This window comes from Okeanomitos corallinicola TIOX110 (assembly GCF_038050375.1).
Classification (GTDB): domain Bacteria; phylum Cyanobacteriota; class Cyanobacteriia; order Cyanobacteriales; family Nostocaceae; genus Okeanomitos; species Okeanomitos corallinicola.
Genome location: NZ_CP150886.1, coordinates 5,033,526 through 5,050,576, shown reverse-complemented (window position 1 = coordinate 5,050,576; position 17,051 = coordinate 5,033,526). Strand labels below are relative to the sequence as shown.

The window sequence follows — 17,051 nt, the reverse complement described above, 5'->3', positions numbered from 1 at the left end:
TTTATGTAAAAATGGAACACGAATAAATATGGTGTATCTATTGCTGTATAAAGATTATGGGCTATTATTAAAAGTAGGTGAAATATAAACTATTCCATTTTTACCTACTACTAAAGTAAAAGTGGAATATAGAAAATGAAAAATTGTAGAAATGGTCAAGCGGCTATTTTGTCTGAATCTGATTACAGCAGATTAAGAAGAAATATAAATCAGCTTAAATACAAAATATTATTTGACATAGCATGGTACACAGGTGAAAGATGGGGCGCGATATGTAAATTAAAAGTTACAGATGTTTACCAAAATGGTAAACCAAAGGAAGTTATCACTTTTAGAGCATCTTCCAGAAAAAAACGGCCTGATGGTTCAGCAGAAACTAGGCAAGTACCAATTCATCCCAATTTAGTAGAGGCATTAAGTTCTTACTCACCCAATGAGAGTTTTATTTGGCTGTTCCCATCGAGAGAATGTGATAAACCAATTTGTTGGAGAAATGCCTACAATATTTTGTTAGCATCTGCTGATAAAGCAGGTTTATCTGCGAAGGGTATATCTACCCATAGCACCCGGCGCAGTTTTATTACTAAATTGCATAATAATGGTGTAGCAACAGCAACTATAAAAAAAATTACCGGACACCGTGATTTTAAATCCTTAGAAAGATATATAGAAATTGGTAATGATGAAGTGAAAGGTGCTATTTTTGCACTGTGATAGTACAATTGAACCGGAAGGAAGTAATCACTTGATGCACCACAAACCCTGTAGCGCGTACAGGGTTTTTTTTGGGCTAATAATCGGAGCTAGTGATCGGAGCTAGTGATCGGAGCTAGTGATCGGAGCTAGTGATCGGAGTAATTTATTTCCATCCTTTCCAAAACCACCTTTGATAAAATTTTGAATCTGGAAAGGTGTCATATTTTGTGCGATCGCCCTCTCAATCATCTGCTTTCTAGATTGGGCAATTTCATTTTCGATGCAACCGCCCGGAATATGAACATGATAAATTTTGCGGTCATAGTAGCAATACCTGTAATACCAATATTTATTCCCGCTGCGGGTAACATAATATTCTTCTATCCATTGCTTTTTAGGTTGTTCTGGAAGATGCAAGGAGTTTTCCAGAACAGGCATAAATTGATATTCAACATCTGGATTTAATTTCTCCCACTCTCTCCAAGCTGCCACAAAATCTAATCTATTTTCAAAGTCATCGGGGTCAGGTGGTTCTTGAGAATCATCATAAAAAAGTGTGGCTTGACCATTCTGATCAATCATGCCCTCACGGTCTAAGACGATTTCATCCAATTTATCCCAGTAAGGGTCGTTAACATATTTAGTTTCAGGTTGATGAAATTGGTCAAGGTTAAAGAGTGTATTCATCTCTCACCCCCTTTTATACCTTTGGCATTAGGAGAGATAAAGTAAAACTGTTCCGACTTGTAGATACCACTGCCAATATGGCTGTACAAAAATCCATTCCAGAATATAAATTTAGGCAAGTAATTTCCAGAAATATGGTGATCGTACCAATCACCGTGTCCATTGTGTAATCTAACTATCATTGGTAAAACCTGGTAAAAAATCAAAAATCACTAATTAAACAACTCGGATCTAAACCTAGCTTTTGTAATTGTTCTGTTAACCATTGCCTCCCTGTTGGTCTGTTATTCCATTCCGATGTCCATATATTTAAAGTCTGACTAGCTTGAGAAAATCCCACGTTGAAAAATGCACTAATTAGCTTGACGGTCTTTTCTCTTTTATTTTTCAAAACCTCACTTTTCTGTGGCAATTCCTTTGTAGTGGAATCTATAATATTGATTTGATCCGATTCACAAATGGATTTTTCAGTATCACAGCTTGCATCTGTCTGATCCTCTAAATCCATTTGATCATCGTGGTTAAGGTTGTCTAGTGCCTGTTGAAGATTTTCTACATCTAACCTATACTGAAATGTTCTGTCATAAGGTGTGTGTGGGTTATTCCGTCTGGAAATAAATCCTAAATCCACTAGAATATTTAATGCTTTTCTGATAGAATGAATACCGTGTTCACCCATTAATTCGCCGTGCAAAGTTTCTAATGTTTTGTAGATCCATTCCCTAGCTGTCTTCTGTACTTTCTTTAATTTGTTAGTCCAAAATTCAAAGATAGAAAGCAACTTGGCCGCTACAAAATTGTTAGTCAGTGTTAGGTACTCTTGCCTTAATAGTACCAATGGTGTTTTTTCTGGGTGATTTATTACAGAATTTTTCATGATTTTAAATACAGAAGATTGTCACCATCTTGTTAATAGATGGTGTGGGATGTTGCGGATTAAATTTGTTTTTTAGTTAGGTGCGAAGCTGTCAGGTAAATCTTGAATTGTTTTACCGTTAGCTCTTAATAATCTATCTAGTGCTTTGAGTTGGGGAATGGTAAACGATGGGACATTTGAACCAGATTCCCAACGGCTCACAGTTCTAACACTGATACCAATGGTGCGGCCAAAGTCCTCCTGAGACATATCCAACTCATCCCTAAGAATTTTCAAAGGTGAATCACCGCCGTTACTGTTTTTCTTGGTTGATTTTTCCATAATACCTACTTATAGACAATCTGTCTAGACTACTTGACATAGACAAATAATCAAGACATAATGTCTAGTATGAGAGAACAACAAAACCAGCCAAAGTTACTCGGCTAGAGGTAAACACTTGGTTGGTTAGTTAAAAGTCTCTCACTAATAACAACACCTGACATGGGGATGACTTTGTATCATTCCCTTTCCCCTTCCCACACTTGCCATAGATGCCCGTGGGAACTTGCAGGGAAAACACCTCATAACTAAAAACTGAATACCAATAACTAATCACTGATAATTAGCACTATTTAATAGTGTGGTGATGTCTGCGTTGAATTCGACCTGATAACTTATCAATGAAAATCATGAAAATTTCTGTTGATAGCAAGGGATGCTTGTTTGTAAAAACTCGCAGACTTTTTATTTATAGCAGTGCCTGTTGCACTTGGCTGTTTCCGTTTGGACTTTTTCAAATAAATATCAACGATGAATTTCAGTTGCAAATTATACCAAAAATGCACATTTAATCATGACAACAACGTACAAAAGAAGTCTCTATCTTTGGGACGTTTATCAGCTAAACTCTGCTGGTAAATGGATTTTGCTTGGATCATTTAAAAAACGAAATGACGCTGATCAATATGCCAAAATTATCAAAGCTAATTCTTTAAATCCAGTAAGGGTGGTATTTGCAAATGACTAATTTTATCAAATTACCAAGTGGTGATTACGTGAATTTGGATATGATTCAAGGACTAGAGTTCGACCTTGATAATTCGCAAATTGCAAGATTGTGTTTTCCTGAAAGTGATACAATCTTGCGCGGCGAAGATAAAGATTATATCAAGCAATTTCTTGATAGAAATTACGGTGAATTTTTTCAGATGCACTCACAGGATTATGCTGCTCAAATTTTAGGTTTAGGATATGCACTAGAAAAATTAGAAAAGCTATCAGGTGAGTCAGTGGAATCTTTAAGTCAAGAAATTATTTTGAAGGCTAATGAACGCGTTTCAAAATTATCGAAAAAATCAATTGGTTTAATGGTTCAACATTACCAAGAACAGGTAGGTGGTGGACCAGGAGGTAATGTAGTTAGCATCAAAATTCGGGCCTGATGAGTTCCCTTGACCCAGGAACGAAACACCCTTTTTAGGGTGTCGCCGGTTGGGTCCAAACCAACCAGCAATCAACAATTACAGTTTAAAGCTTTGAAAAAGAATTAAGCTTTTTAGCTTTTGTAACTTCATAAGCTTGGCTGTAATTGTTGTTGTCTTTGAGACTGAATCAGGCTGTTATGGCCTTTGGGTGATTCCTAAGCGTAACTTTATTTACACCCTTTACAAATTATATGCGAATAGTTGGTTTAGATATCTCTAAATCATCGGTTTCATGCTGTCTACTTGAAAGCAAACCGAGTGATGTTAGAGAATTTTATTATGAGTGCAATTTTTACCACTTCCAGAACAATCAAGCAGGAATAAATGGATTATTAGCACTACAACCAGATGTAGCTTTACTTGAACCAACTGGTGTAAATTACTCTAAATTTTGGGTGCAACTTTTGACCCGTGCCGGAATAGAAATTAAATTTATTGGCCACAAGGAACTCAGGAGGTATAGAGAAACGCATCTGGGACTACCCGATAAAGATGATGATGCTGATTCTCTAGCCATAGCTTGTTACTACTTTGATTATTGTGGCGATCGCTCGCGGTTTGTTAGAGTTCTAGATCCAGTGGTAAGTCAGGTTAGAGAATCAATTCTCAGACTCAACCATTTAAACAAAGTGCAATCGCCGATCATTAACCGCGCCCGTCAGGATCTAGCGTGGCAATTTCCAGAGGTGGCTTTAGTGGTTTCAAAGCGTGGTGTTTCTGGAAACGTCCCATTGCTTTGGGGATGGTTAGCAGGTGAGAGAAGTTCTAAAAAATATGATCGGCTGTATGCTCAAACAGCCGGATTGGGTTTGTCTGACTCGGTAAAATTTCATGCTCAAAGGATTTGTAGTTTACAGCGGGAAGAGCAAATAATAGAGGATGAATTGGCTGAATTGCTTACAGATTCTAAATTTGCAAAATATATACAAGTATTTGATGAATTCGGTTTTGGCGATCGCCTACAAGCTACAATCATCAGCTTTATTTTCCCGCTAGACAATTTTTTTGGGGATGACGGTAAACCGCTGGTAAAAATCCGTAAAGGTAGAATTTCTGGAAAACCTACCAAGCGCTACTTGAGTTTAAGAAAGTTTCAAAAATCTTTAGGCTACGCTCCTACTCAAGAATCATCTGGTGATATTTCCAGAAATAAGGTTTCCGGTGGTAGTTCAATATGCAGACGAGCAATTTGGCAGTGGGTATTTAGTACGGTTGAACCATTAAAAAGTAGAAAATCACCAATAGTGAAAGAATTGGGGGAATGGCTTGATCAAGAGAAAAAATCAGGTAAGCCAGTGGCACTGGTCAGGAGTAGAACAGCGGTTAAGGCGGTAAAACTCCTGTTTAAAAATTTGGTAGATGTTCTAGACTGAAGTTACAGCTTGATTTCCACCATAAACGGTAGATATTTATTGTGTTTGTCCTCAGCGGTTACGAATACCTTCTAGGCTTTCTCATTCTTTGTAGCCTAGTCCCAGCCTTGGCGCTCTCCGCGTCAAAACTCCTCAGACCAAGTAGTTTCAGCCCAGAACGGCGGACTACCTATGAATCCGGCATGGAACCCTTTGGCGGAGCTTGGATTCAGTTCAACATTCGCTACTATATGTTTGCTTTGGTCTTTGTTGTTTTTGATGTAGAGACAGTTTTTTTATACCCTTGGGCGGTAGCTTTTCACCGTTTAGGGTTATTGGCGTTTATTGAAGCCCTGATTTTTATAGCGATTCTTGTAATCGCTTTAGTGTACGCATGGCGTAAAGGAGCATTGGAATGGTCTTGAATTCTAATATAACTACCCAAGACAAAGAAAAAATCATCAATCCGATAGAACGGCCTACAGTTACTCAGGAACTGTCAGAGAACGTGATTTTAACCACCGTTGATGATTTGTATAACTGGGCGAGGCTTTCTAGTTTGTGGCCTTTGCTGTTTGGTACAGCTTGCTGCTTCATTGAATTTGCGGCTTTAATCGGCTCTCGTTTTGACTTTGACCGTTTTGGTCTGATTCCCCGTTCTAGCCCCCGGCAAGCCGATTTAATCATCACTGCGGGGACAATTACCATGAAGATGGCTCCCCAATTGGTGCGTCTTTATGAACAAATGCCCGAACCCAAGTATGTAATTGCTATGGGTGCTTGTACAATTACTGGGGGTATGTTCAGTGTTGACTCTCCCAGTGCGGTACGCGGAGTTGATAAGCTGATTCCAGTGGATGTATATTTACCTGGTTGTCCTCCCCGTCCAGAGGCAATTATTGATGCAATTATTAAGTTGCGGAAAAAAATTGCTAATGACTCGATGCAAGAACGGGGTCAAATCAAGCAAACCCACCGCTATTACAGTACAACCCACAATATGAAACCAGTTCCTGAAATCTTAACTGGTAAGTATTTACAATCAGAAACTCGCTTCAACCCACCCAAGGAGTTGACCGAAGCAATTGGTATGCCTGTACCTCCAGCATTGCTAACATCTCAACAAAAGGAGGAAGAAAAGCGTGGCTGATGAAGAAGCAAAAATAATCCCTGCTGGTCAGGTTTCCCAGTGGTTAACTGAAAATGGTTTTGACCATGAATCTTTGGCAGCTGATGTGAATGGGATTGAAATTATTAAAGTCGCCGCAGATTTCTTGCTGCCTACTGCAACGGCTTTGTATGCTTACGGGTTTAATTATCTCCAGTTTCAAGGTGGGATTGATTTAGGACCGGGACAGGAATTAGTCAGTGTTTATCACTTGGTAAAAGTGGGTGATAACATTGATAAGCCAGAAGAAGTACGGGTGAAGGTGTTCTTACCTAGAGAAAATCCCACTGTACCCTCAGTTTATTGGATTTGGCGGACAGCAGACTGGCAAGAGCGTGAGTCTTACGATATGTACGGCATTATCTATGAAGGTCATCCTAATTTGAAGCGGATTTTGATGCCGGAAGATTGGGTAGGTTGGCCTTTACGTAAGGATTATATCTCGCCTGATTTCTATGAGTTGCAAGATGCTTATTAGGTAGTGCTGAGTTTTAATCTCTGATTTGCCCCTTTCCCGTGGTGGAGAGGGGTATTTGTTTTTTTGATGTAACGAACCGCAGAGGCGCAGAGAACGCAGAGAAATGAGGATGATGATATTATTTCGCGCAAAGATGCAAAGGAGCAAAGGCGCGAAGTTTTTTGAGGTATATTTTAGGTGAGATGGGAAAGTTTAAACTTGAGGAAAAATATGATGAAGACTCGTAGCTTTACAGTTATTGTCTATAAAGAAGATGATATGTATATTGCTGAATGTCCAGAAGTTGGTACAGTTGATCAAGGAGAAACTATTGAAGAGGCAATTAATGGTTTGAAGGAAGCAACACGGCTTTATTTAGAGGAATTTCCTTTACCTGAAACTTCTCCTAGATATGTAACTAATATCGAAGTCGGCTATGCCTAGATTACCTCGGATTTCTAGTAGAGAAGCGATTCGTGCGCTGGAACGTCTAGGATTTGGAGAAGTTTCTGACAAACCCATACCACTCACTCTACAGAATGGTTCTATCCCAATAGATGACCATTATTGTTACCAACAAAGTCATCACTACTTGTTAGCTCAGATAAAAGAGGATGGCACAAAGTATGGTCAGCTTGAGAAACAAGCATCAGGTATTTTCAGACATATTGTTTCTCAGCATCCAGAAGGTCAACTAATAGTTAAGGGTATATTTCCCCCGTCTGATGAGCTACTTTTGTGGTGATAAGTTTGCTGTTAGTTGGGTTACGTATGGTTAATTTAACTAAACAGTAATACCTCTGGCAAGCTATTTAGCTACTATCTCATATATAATGTAAATATTATCTAGAAAATTCTGTGATGTTATGAATTCAGATATTGAATCTAGTAACCAACAGTTAAATAAAAATCAAGTGGTGTTACTTAATAAAGCAGAAATTGCACTTGATACCTTACCAACTGAAGTTAAAAAGAACGTGATTCGTGTTCTCGATTGTCTAGAAGAATTTCCTAATTGTTCAGTAATACAAACTAACAAGCTGAAATCTATTCCCAATTCTTTTATTGCGCGAGCAGGTCTAAAATATAGAGTTATTTTTGAATTTAAAGATAGACAAGTAACTATTGTTGATATAGTTAATCATGACCGTCTTGAGAGGTTTTATCAAAAATTGAAAGAGGTTATTTAGCAAATGAAAGGGCTAGACCCATTCAATTTAGACCTTAAACAGTGTCTATTTGAGCTTGAAGAATTTGAAAAGTTACTTTTCAATAATCGTGAACTAAAAGAAAGTGAACATATACTTCCTTTTTTTAAGCAGCGACTACATTTATCTGCCTATATTGCTTTTTATATTCCTCAGATGGTTAGATTCGACCAAATTAAACATGAATTTAGCTTTTTTGGTGATTTTCGTGCCGATTTAGCCATCGGTGATTCTGTCAATAATATTTACTGTTTTATTGAATTTGAAGACGCTACTAAAGACAGTATTTTTGTAGATAAAGGTAGAAGTACATCAGATTGGTCGCCTAGATTTGAACATGGTTTTAGTCAAATCATTGATTGGTTTTGGAAAATTGATGATTTTAAAAATACTTCCTTAGCTCGTTCTATTTTTGGTAGCGAAAATATAGAGTTTTGTGGAATCCTGATTATAGGTAGAGATGCTTTTATATCTGATATTGATAAAGCTAGATTAAAGTGGCGTTTAAATAAAGTTTTAGTAGATTCCCGCAAAATTATTTGCATAACATTTGATCAATTAGCTAGAGATATTAGAGATAGCTTTTCACGATATTCACTAATTTATGAAGCAGAATCAGAGGCTGAAGCAGGAATTTCAACGGATGATAGTGATTGATTTTGTATAAAGTAAATTGTTTTTAAAAATAAATATCAATGGTGCGTTACGCTGTTGCTAACGCACCCTACAAAATTACATTCTGCCTTTTGCCATTACTTGTCGCAGATGTTCCCGAATTTCGTGTGCTTCCTCAATTTCTGATTGACGCAATTTTTGAAATAGTTCTACACAAGGTTGAGAATTTACCTCTTGTGCATCTTTAATGTAACGTTCATAGGATTGGATAGCCGCTGCTTTGTTGTGCAGAACAGTGATAAAATCATATTCTAAATTACTAATTGGTTCTTGGGTTTTGACTTTAGTAGTAGTCATGATTTTCTGCTCCTTGAATTTTTGATCTTCCATTCAATTTATACTGACCTCAAGGTTGAATTCATCTATCTGTAAGTGGACAAAAATATCACCCTTAGATAGAAATCTCAGAAAAATCATTGATTTGGTTGAAGAGATATTCTTACAATTATTGCGCTTGTTTTCATATCCTGAAAAGGTTAAATATACTATTTTGTAATTAAAACCGTACGAGAGTTCACGACATCCTCAGATTTTTGTCCAGATACGGAAATTATCACCCAGAAACCCTACATGATATGATATTAAAGTTTACTAAAATATAAATATGCCAATTATAGTTCTGGGGTAAAGGAAAAATCTCAGCCGCTCCATGAATAGGAAAGTTTTTTGAAAATTTAAGCATATATCAGCAATTCCTGACTACCGCTCTTGACAAAATATAGACCAACATGATGCTTTGCCAAGACATTGGATTTCTGTCAAGATCATAGTGTGTGGACAAACCAAGAGTATCGCTGGTTAGAGTCGTCACCCCAAAAACTAAATTTCATTATGTACTTGAATTCTCCGGTTACTCAATTTGAAAGTTTTTCATTTTCTACAGATCCGAATGGGGAGGAAGTGGACATAAATAGAGAAACAATCGAACTTTCACCTCTTACCCGTTCTTCCTTATTAACTACCAATGGTGATGGGGGCGGTTATGTAGCGCAACGTGGTAATACTCTGGCTGTACAAAAGTCAGAAGAGTTAAAAAAAACCTTGACAGCCCATCGGCATGAGCGTCATCTTGTAATTTTACAAGATTTTCCTGACCCTGACGCACTCTCTAGTGCTTGGACATACCAGTTAATTGCCCAACAATACGATATCAAATGTGAAATTGTTTATGCTGGAACTTTAAGCCACCAAGAGAATATTGCTTTAGTTAAGCTAACTAATTTACCTGCTCAACGCTGGACTATGCAAACCCTAAAAAGTAAAGATTTATCATCTTATCAAGGGTTTGTGTTGATTGATAATCAAGGAACAACATCTCAGTTATTAAAAGTCGTAGAACAATCGGGAATTCCTTTGATTGTGCTAGTGGATCATCATAGCTTACAAGGGGAACTCAAAGCCGAGTTTGCTGATGTTCGTCCTCATGTGCGAGCTACTGCAACAATATTTACCCAGTATTTACAATTGGGTTTATTGGCACTCGATAGCAGTATTAGCCAACATATTAAATGTGCCACTGCTTTAATGCACGGTTTGCGCTCAGATACCAATCGGTTGATGCAAGCGCAGGAAGAGGATTTTATGGCTGCTGCTTATTTGAGTAGATTTTATGACGCTCAATTGCTCAATGCCATTTTACAGGCTAATCGTTCCAAGCGGGTAATGGATGTAATCGAGCGATCGCTCAAAAATCGCATTGTCCAAAATAACTTTTCCATCGCTGGTGTTGGTTATTTACGCTACGATGACCGTGATGCCATTCCTCAAGCTGCTGATTTTTTAGTGACAGAGGAAAATGTACATACCGCTGTAGTTTATGGCATAGTTCATGATGAAGATGAGGAACTAGAAATAGTCATAGGTTCTTTGAGAACCACAAAACTGACTTTAGATCCTGATGAATTTATTAAAGAAGCCTTTGGACAAGATAGCACAGGGCGGTTCTTTGGTGGTGGACGGACTGGTGCCGGTGGTTTTGAAATTCCCATGGGTTTCTTATCTGGTAGTAATGAAAACTCTGCTTATGCCAAAATGAAATGGGAAGTTTTTGATGCTCAAATTAAACAGAAATTATTAAAGTTGGTTAATCCTAAAGATCACCCAATTTAGTATCAGATAGATGAAGTTAAATCACAAGGCACAAAAAACTGTATGTAAAGAAATGTGGAATGGCTCATAACTTCGTTAATTTTACTGACGTAGTTGAGCTTTTTTGTGCTTACTTATTTACTTACAGCATATTGCAGATTCATGAGGTACAAATAATAATCAAAAATCCTGACAAACAAAATACATATTTATCATGCTTCAGTATCCCGAATTAGAAAAATACTTAAAATATCACTTTGGTTATGATCATTTTCGTCCTGGACAAAGGCAAATTATCGAAGATGCGCTACAAAATCGGGATTTAATGGTCATCATGCCTACTGGTGGGGGTAAGTCTTTATGTTTTCAATTACCCGCACTTTTAAAACCTGGTTTGACTGTAGTTGTCTCACCGTTAATAGCATTAATGCAAGACCAGGTAGAAGCACTGCGAACTAATAATATTTCAGCAACTTTTCTAAATAGTAGTTTGAATTCTTATCAAGTGCGTTCTCGTGAAGAAGCGATTATGACTGGTAAAGTTAAATTATTATATGTTGCTCCAGAACGGTTAATTAGTGATAGATTTCTCCCGCTGTTAGATGTAGTTAAAGAAAAGATAGGTCTTGCTAACTTTGCCATTGATGAAGCTCATTGTGTTTCCGAATGGGGGCATGATTTCCGCCCAGAATATCGGCAATTAAGGTTATTAAAAAAACGTTACCCTCATGTTTCAACTATTGCTTTAACTGCCACAGCTACTGATAGAGTTAAGGCTGATATTATTGAACAATTAGGATTACAACAACCAAGTATTCATCTTGCTAGTTTTAATCGGCAAAATCTTTACTATGAAGTCCGTCCTAAAAGTAAAAGGTCTTACGCTGAAATATTAGAAATTGTCAGAGAAAATGAAGGTTCAGGTATTATCTATTGTTTAACTAGAAAAAAAGTAGACGAATTAACTTTTAAATTACAAAAAGACAAGGTTGCAGCTTTATCCTATCATGCCGGTTTAAGTGATAAAGAACGGGCAGGAAATCAAACTAAATTTATTCGAGATGATGCACGGGTGATGGTGGCAACTATTGCTTTTGGGATGGGAATTAATAAGCCTGATGTGCGGTTTGTAATTCATTCTGACTTACCAAGAAATTTAGAAAGTTATTATCAAGAATCAGGTCGTGCAGGTAGGGATAGTGAACCTTCAAGGTGTACTTTATTTTTTAGTTTTGGTGATGTAAAAACCATTGAATGGAGTATTAATCAAAAAACTGATCCTCAAGAACAATTAATTGCTAAACAACAATTAAGACAAGTCATAGATTATGCGGAAGGAACTGATTGCAGAAGGACAATTCAATTAGGTTATTTTGGGGAAAGATTTCCTGGCAATTGTGGGAATTGTGATAATTGTCGTTATCCCAAACCTGTACAAGATTGGACTATTGAAGCCATGAAGTTTTTATCTTGTGTAGCTAGATGTAAAGAAAGATATGGAATGACTTATATTATTGATGTGTTAAGGGGTGGAAAAAATCAAAAGATTTTGCTCAATAAACATGATCAGTTATCTACTCATGGTATAGGTAAAGATAAAACAGTTGATGAATGGCGAATGTTGGGAAGATCGCTTTTACATCAAGGTTTGTTAGAACAAACTAATGATGGTTATTCGGTTTTAAAACTGAATCCTTTGAGTTGGGAAGTAATGCGAAAACAACGTTCTGTTTCTATTGCTGTTCCTATGGTACAAAAGCTGAGTTTAGAAGATGGTCATGGGAAAGCTGCGGAGGTGGAAGTTTTGGTGCAAAAATTGCGCGCTTTGCGTAAACAATTAGCTGATGAACAAGCTGTTCCCCCTTATGTGATTTTTCATGATTCGACTTTAAAATTAATGGCACAAGTACAACCAAAAACATTAGATGAATTTGGTGAACTTTCTGGAGTGGGTAGTTATAAATTAGAACAATATGGTGATCAGTTTTTAACAGAAATTCAAGCTTATTGTCAGGAAAAAGTTGTACAATTACAAACAAACAATCAGTCTTCTGACTCAGCATTTGATCATTATCCTTCTGATACTGAATCTAGCACTTTAGAGTTATATCAACAAGGTTTTAGTATACGAGAAATAGCTGAACAACGTAATGTGAGAACTTCTACTATTGTTCGTCATCTCTCTGATTTAATTGAGAAAAATAAACAAGTGGACTTAAATCAATTAGTACCTCTAGAACATCAAAAGAAAATCTGGCAAGTTCTAGAGGTTTTAGGAGATATTTCGCTGACACCAATTCGAGAACATTTAGGTCAAGACTACACTTTTGATGAAATTCGTTTGGTAAGAGCTAGATGGAGGAAAGAAAAAAGAAAAGCTGGTCAATTCTAAACCTATTTACAAGACACTAGCAACTTCTTGATTGACGGCTGATGTTGAAATATTCCTATTTGCTTCTATTTTTTGCTCTTCCTGGGTTAACTGTGTCTTTTTAACTTCCAGGACAACAGATACTAATTTTGGAAAAGTCAGACAAGCAACCGTATTTAACAAAGTAAAAAGTACGCAATCTCTTAAACTCATGTATTTTCCCCTGTGTAAAAATTGGCTGTTCCTCTTACATATTATCAACTACTATCTTTATAATCAAATATTCATTGGGTTTTGAATTTCTTTTGTGGTGTATAAATAAATTAAATGTTCATAGAAAAACACACATAGCAATTCGGTATGATGACTGAACAGGGAACAGGGAACAGGGAACAGAGAACAAAAATACTATCTCCCTGACTCCTGACTCTATCCACCAGAAGAACAACGGTGACAAAATTGGGGTCTAAATTTACAAAATTGATTACCAGTTAAGTCATAAACAGTACAATATGGAAAGCTGGAAATTTCTAACTTCTCTGTATTCAAAGCAGAGTTTTTCAGTGAGGGTTTAGGTGATTTAGTTCGCAAAGATAAAAGTATAGATAGGAGTTTAGGAAGACCTAAACAAATTACAGCATTAATAACAGTGATGAGCAGTCCATCAATTAAACCCATAGGTAATCACCTCCTGCAAGAGTTAAGCAACTAAAATAAAGATGCAAAATTTAAGATGCAAAATTTTTCATCAACTCATGTAGAGAACCATTGCATTTAATCTATCTTTATTGAGTTTAACATAAATTTTTGTAAAGTAGATACTGGAAGTTGTGTTAGTGTCATACACAGTCAGAAAAGATGATACTCAAGACTGTTATTAACAAAATCAAGAAAATATTTCTTAATTAAGTCTTATGTCAACCACCCAATCCCCATCCCCATCTTCTCTCTTATCAAATGTGACTGAGCGAGAATATCGAGCATTACAGACTTTGGTAGATTACACAAATATTGAATCACTACCAGAAATATGGTCTTTAGCTGCCAGGAAGTTTGATCATATTATCGCGCTCCATAACCCCCATTCCCAGCCAGAATTCAAAATTACCTATTCTCAGCTATTTATACAAATCCAAAAATTTGCAGCGGGTTTGCAAGGACTAGGGATAAATATGAGTGGTGGTGAGAGTAACCAAATTGAACGCATTGCACTAATAGCAGATAACAGTCCACGCTGGTTTATTGCTGATCAAGGTATCATGAGTGCTGGAGCAGTTAATGCAGTCCGTAGCGCTCAAGCTGAAAGGGAAGAACTACTATATATTATTGCCAATAGCGGTAGTACAGCCTTAGTAGTTGAAGACATTAAAACATTAAAAAAATTAGAATCTGGGTTAAATGATTTACCCATTAAATTAGTGGTTTTACTTTCCGATGAAACACCACCAGTAGCAGAACAATATCGAATAGTTAATTTTAATCAATTATTAGACCTGGGTAGTAACCACACCCTAGTAGCATTAAAAACTAGCGGTGATACTTTAGCAACTTTAATTTATACCTCTGGGACTACGGGAAAACCCAAGGGTGTAATGTTATCTCACAAAAACTTACTTCATCAAGTTAAGACCTTGGGAACAGTGGTACAACCACAACCAGGTGATACGGTTTTGAGTATTTTACCGACTTGGCATAGTTATGAACGTAGTGGAGAATACTTTTTACTTTCTCAAGGTTGTACACAGGTTTACACTAATTTACGTGCTGTCAAGGAAGATTTAAAAAAATATAAACCTAACTACATGATTGCTGTTCCTCGGTTGTGGGAATCAATTTATGAAGGAGTGCAAAAACAGTTTCGGAGTCAGCCAGCCAATAAACAAAAACTGATTCAATTTTTACTCTCTACCAGCCAGAAATATATGACAGCGCGGCGGATTACCCAGGGATTGAGTTTAGATCATCTTCATGCGTCCGCTGGAGAGAAATTGGGAGCGAAAATAGTAGAGTTGGCTTTATCACCATTCCAAGCACTGGGAGAAAAAATAGTTTATGCCACAGTGCGGGAAGCCACAGGTGGGAAAATTAAACACGTTATTAGTGGTGGTGGTGCGCTACCCAAACACATAGATAACTTTTTTGAAATTATTGGTGTGGAGATTTTACAAGGTTATGGTTTAACTGAAACTTCCCCAGTTACAAACGCTCGTCGTCCGTGGCGAAACTTGCGTGGTTCGTCTGGTCAACCAATTCCCGGCACAGAAGTTAAAATTGTAGACCCAGAAACCAAACAACCCTTACCTGTAGGACAAAGGGGTTTAGTGCTGCTCAAAGGACCCCAAATCATGCAAGGGTACTATCAAAACCCTGAAGCCACACAAAAAGCTATAAATGCAGAAGGATGGTTTGATAGTGGTGATTTGGGTTGGGTAACACCAGAAAATGATTTAGTGCTGACTGGTAGGGCTAAAGATACCATCGTCTTAACCAACGGGGAAAATATTGAACCCCAACCCATAGAAGATGCTTGTTTGCGATCGCCCTATGTTGATCAAATCATGTTAGTAGGACAAGACCAGCGTAGTATCGGCGCGTTGATAGTTCCTAATGTAGAAGCACTAGAGAAATGGGCAGAAATGCAGAAGCTGGATATCAGTACCCAGAATGATTCCACCTCAACCAGTCAAAAAATTGACTTAGAGAGTAAAATAATTCAGGATTTATTTCGGCAAGAATTAAACCGGGAAGTGAAAAATCGTCCAGGTTATCGAGCCGATGATCGCATCGGACCCTTTAAGCTAATCCTCGAACCCTTTTCCATTGAAAATGGCATGATGACACAAACATTAAAAATCCGTCGTCATGTTGTTATGGAAAATTATCGAGATATTATTGACGAGATGTTTGTCAAATAATTCCCCTTGCAAATAATTTAGAGTGAACGCGAAATTTTTATGGATGTCTCCAAATCTCAATTGCTTTTAAAACGTGGCGTTAACGTCAAAGCCATCGTGACAACTCTCTGGAAAGAGGAAGTACAACAGCAGCTACAAACGCAGATCAACCAACTAGATCAGCAGCTGCAACAGTTAGACATGGAAGGACAAAGAGCAATTTCTGCCATTCAAAAGCAAAGTGTACAGCCACCGGGTCCCCAAACTCAGCAACAAATTGATAATATCCAAATCCAAGTTAATCAAAAGAAAAGTGAATTTCTAGAGCAAAAAAATCAATTACTGCAAAACCTTCAACAAGTGCAGTTTCTGGAATTAGATCAAGAAGTTAATCAGTTTCAAATGGAAGGGTTTTTTAAGGTAGAAACCGGAGATAACTTAATCAGTAAAATGCAAGTTGAAGTTGTATTAAGAGATGGCATAGTCGAAGAAATTCGTGGTGATATTTAATCACTTAGTCATTGGTTATTAGTCATTAGTCATGAGCAACTGACCACTGAACACTAACTACTGACTAATTGCAATTGTGGCTAAACTGATTCTGGGCTGGACTTTGAGTAGTACATTGTACTTGATAACCAGCCCAGGTAATTTGCCAGACAGGTGGTGAACTAACTAATAGCGATCGCCCAAAACGGTTCATTTCCACTCGATATTTCATAGTATTGACAGAATTATCTGTTACCTGTTTGACTTTTGTAATCATTACCAAAGCGTGATTAGATTGGGGAAATGTTACCTCAACAGAAGGCTTTCCCTCCACCGACTTGAGATCATAAAGAATATTTAAAGCCAGAGTACCAGGATCACTACCTTGGAGAATAGAGTTTATACTTTCTAATGGTATAGTTTTATATTGAGAACGCTCAGGGTAAGCGACAAATTGAGAAGAGTCAGAAGAGTTGTTTTTTAAAGATATAGCTTGTTGTTGACTATTTGCATTTCTCGTCATTAACAAAGCTGGCTGATGCTGAATTATATAAACCGCAGCAACAGCAGTGAATACACTAAAAACCGAAATTAAAACAAATTTCAACTTTGCCGACATATTC

General features: G+C 37.2%; 22 protein-coding genes. 15 read left to right on the top strand and 7 right to left on the bottom strand.

All coding sequences use genetic code 11. The features are described 5' to 3' along the window. The first annotated feature begins 135 nt into the window (after positions 1-135). Positions 136-714, top strand: coding sequence for a tyrosine-type recombinase/integrase (locus WJM97_RS22380; RefSeq protein ID WP_353930955.1), 579 nt, complete (start codon positions 136-138; stop codon positions 712-714). Between the two features lie 102 nt (positions 715-816). On the opposite strand, the gene WJM97_RS22375 is transcribed toward WJM97_RS22380, so the two are convergent. From WJM97_RS22375 to WJM97_RS22365, 3 genes are all read right to left on the bottom strand, one after another. After that, a complete protein-coding gene (locus WJM97_RS22375) occupies positions 817-1,383 on the bottom strand; it encodes a hypothetical protein (RefSeq protein ID WP_353930954.1) in 567 nt (188 codons plus the stop codon). 202 nt (positions 1,384-1,585) lie between these two features. Beyond that, a complete protein-coding gene (locus WJM97_RS22370; RefSeq protein ID WP_353930953.1) occupies positions 1,586-2,260 on the bottom strand; it encodes a hypothetical protein in 675 nt (224 codons plus the stop codon). 72 nt (positions 2,261-2,332) lie between these two features. Further along, complete coding sequence (locus WJM97_RS22365) at positions 2,333-2,581, bottom strand: helix-turn-helix transcriptional regulator (protein WP_353930952.1); 249 nt, start codon at positions 2,579-2,581, stop codon at positions 2,333-2,335. Positions 2,582-3,095: 514 nt separating this feature from the next. Between WJM97_RS22365 and WJM97_RS22360 the strand changes: the two genes are divergently transcribed. The 10 genes from WJM97_RS22360 (at position 3,096) to WJM97_RS22315 (ending at position 8,568) form a co-directional block, all read left to right on the top strand. After that, entirely contained in the window at positions 3,096-3,269 is a 174-nt protein-coding gene (locus tag WJM97_RS22360; protein ID WP_353930951.1) for a hypothetical protein, read from the top strand. Continuing rightward, positions 3,262-3,684 carry a hypothetical protein gene (locus tag WJM97_RS22355; protein WP_353930950.1) on the top strand — a complete coding sequence of 141 codons (423 nt, stop codon included), beginning with the start codon at positions 3,262-3,264 and terminating at the stop codon, positions 3,682-3,684. Before WJM97_RS22360 ends, WJM97_RS22355 begins: the two co-directional genes overlap by 8 nt. Before the next feature lie 233 nt (positions 3,685-3,917). Next, positions 3,918-5,099, top strand: a complete 1,182-nt coding sequence (locus WJM97_RS22350; protein ID WP_353930949.1) for a transposase — start codon at positions 3,918-3,920, stop codon at positions 5,097-5,099. 41 nt (positions 5,100-5,140) lie between these two features. Then, entirely contained in the window at positions 5,141-5,503 is a 363-nt protein-coding gene (gene ndhC, locus WJM97_RS22345) for a photosynthetic/respiratory NAD(P)H-quinone oxidoreductase subunit C (protein WP_353930948.1), read from the top strand. Then, the gene (ndhK, locus tag WJM97_RS22340) at positions 5,494-6,228 is read left to right on the top strand and encodes a photosynthetic/respiratory NAD(P)H-quinone oxidoreductase subunit K (RefSeq protein ID WP_353930947.1); all 735 of its coding nucleotides are present in this window, start codon (positions 5,494-5,496) and stop codon (positions 6,226-6,228) included. Before ndhC ends, ndhK begins: the two co-directional genes overlap by 10 nt. After that, a complete protein-coding gene (locus tag WJM97_RS22335; protein WP_353930946.1) occupies positions 6,221-6,724 on the top strand; it encodes an NAD(P)H-quinone oxidoreductase subunit J in 504 nt (167 codons plus the stop codon). The genes ndhK and WJM97_RS22335 overlap by 8 nt, the downstream gene beginning before the upstream one ends. A 210-nt stretch (positions 6,725-6,934) precedes the next feature. Continuing rightward, entirely contained in the window at positions 6,935-7,147 is a 213-nt protein-coding gene (locus WJM97_RS22330; RefSeq protein WP_353930945.1) for a type II toxin-antitoxin system HicB family antitoxin, read from the top strand. After that, complete coding sequence (locus WJM97_RS22325; RefSeq protein ID WP_353930944.1) at positions 7,140-7,448, top strand: hypothetical protein; 309 nt, start codon at positions 7,140-7,142, stop codon at positions 7,446-7,448. Before WJM97_RS22330 ends, WJM97_RS22325 begins: the two co-directional genes overlap by 8 nt. A 121-nt stretch (positions 7,449-7,569) precedes the next feature. Then, the gene (locus tag WJM97_RS22320) at positions 7,570-7,893 is read left to right on the top strand and encodes a hypothetical protein (RefSeq protein WP_353930943.1); all 324 of its coding nucleotides are present in this window, start codon (positions 7,570-7,572) and stop codon (positions 7,891-7,893) included. Positions 7,894-7,896: 3 nt separating this feature from the next. Further along, entirely contained in the window at positions 7,897-8,568 is a 672-nt protein-coding gene (locus tag WJM97_RS22315; protein WP_353930942.1) for a Shedu immune nuclease family protein, read from the top strand. A 75-nt stretch (positions 8,569-8,643) separates the two neighbouring features. On the opposite strand, the gene WJM97_RS22310 is transcribed toward WJM97_RS22315, so the two are convergent. After that, positions 8,644-8,883 carry a hypothetical protein gene (locus WJM97_RS22310; protein ID WP_353930941.1) on the bottom strand — a complete coding sequence of 80 codons (240 nt, stop codon included), beginning with the start codon at positions 8,881-8,883 and terminating at the stop codon, positions 8,644-8,646. A gap of 534 nt (positions 8,884-9,417) precedes the next feature. On the opposite strand from WJM97_RS22310, the gene WJM97_RS22305 reads away from it, so the two are divergent. Together WJM97_RS22305 and recQ are read left to right on the top strand one after the other, a co-directional pair. Further along, positions 9,418-10,695 (top strand): bifunctional oligoribonuclease/PAP phosphatase NrnA, encoded by a 1,278-nt coding sequence (locus WJM97_RS22305; RefSeq protein ID WP_353930940.1) that lies wholly within the window; start codon positions 9,418-9,420, stop codon positions 10,693-10,695. Positions 10,696-10,888: 193 nt separating this feature from the next. After that, positions 10,889-13,066 carry a DNA helicase RecQ gene (gene recQ / locus WJM97_RS22300; RefSeq protein WP_353930939.1) on the top strand — a complete coding sequence of 726 codons (2,178 nt, stop codon included), beginning with the start codon at positions 10,889-10,891 and terminating at the stop codon, positions 13,064-13,066. A gap of 6 nt (positions 13,067-13,072) precedes the next feature. On the opposite strand, the gene WJM97_RS22295 is transcribed toward recQ, so the two are convergent. Both WJM97_RS22295 and WJM97_RS22290 read right to left on the bottom strand, forming a co-directional pair. After that, on the bottom strand, positions 13,073-13,258 hold the full coding sequence (locus WJM97_RS22295) for a hypothetical protein (RefSeq protein WP_353930938.1): 186 nt from the start codon (positions 13,256-13,258) through the stop codon (positions 13,073-13,075). Positions 13,259-13,474: 216 nt separating this feature from the next. Next, positions 13,475-13,723: a hypothetical protein gene (locus WJM97_RS22290; protein ID WP_353930937.1), complete on the bottom strand. Its 249-nt coding sequence runs from the start codon at positions 13,721-13,723 to the stop codon at positions 13,475-13,477. Between the two features lie 236 nt (positions 13,724-13,959). Here WJM97_RS22290 and WJM97_RS22285 point away from each other — a divergent pair, with 236 nt between their 5' ends. Together WJM97_RS22285 and WJM97_RS22280 are read left to right on the top strand one after the other, a co-directional pair. Then, a complete protein-coding gene (locus WJM97_RS22285) occupies positions 13,960-15,960 on the top strand; it encodes a long-chain fatty acid--CoA ligase (protein WP_353930936.1) in 2,001 nt (666 codons plus the stop codon). Between the two features lie 39 nt (positions 15,961-15,999). Further along, entirely contained in the window at positions 16,000-16,449 is a 450-nt protein-coding gene (locus WJM97_RS22280; protein WP_353930935.1) for a YlqD family protein, read from the top strand. A 64-nt stretch (positions 16,450-16,513) separates the two neighbouring features. On the opposite strand, the gene WJM97_RS22275 is transcribed toward WJM97_RS22280, so the two are convergent. Then, the gene (locus tag WJM97_RS22275) at positions 16,514-17,047 is read right to left on the bottom strand and encodes a hypothetical protein (protein WP_353930934.1); all 534 of its coding nucleotides are present in this window, start codon (positions 17,045-17,047) and stop codon (positions 16,514-16,516) included. Between the last annotated feature and the right edge of the window lie 4 nt (positions 17,048-17,051).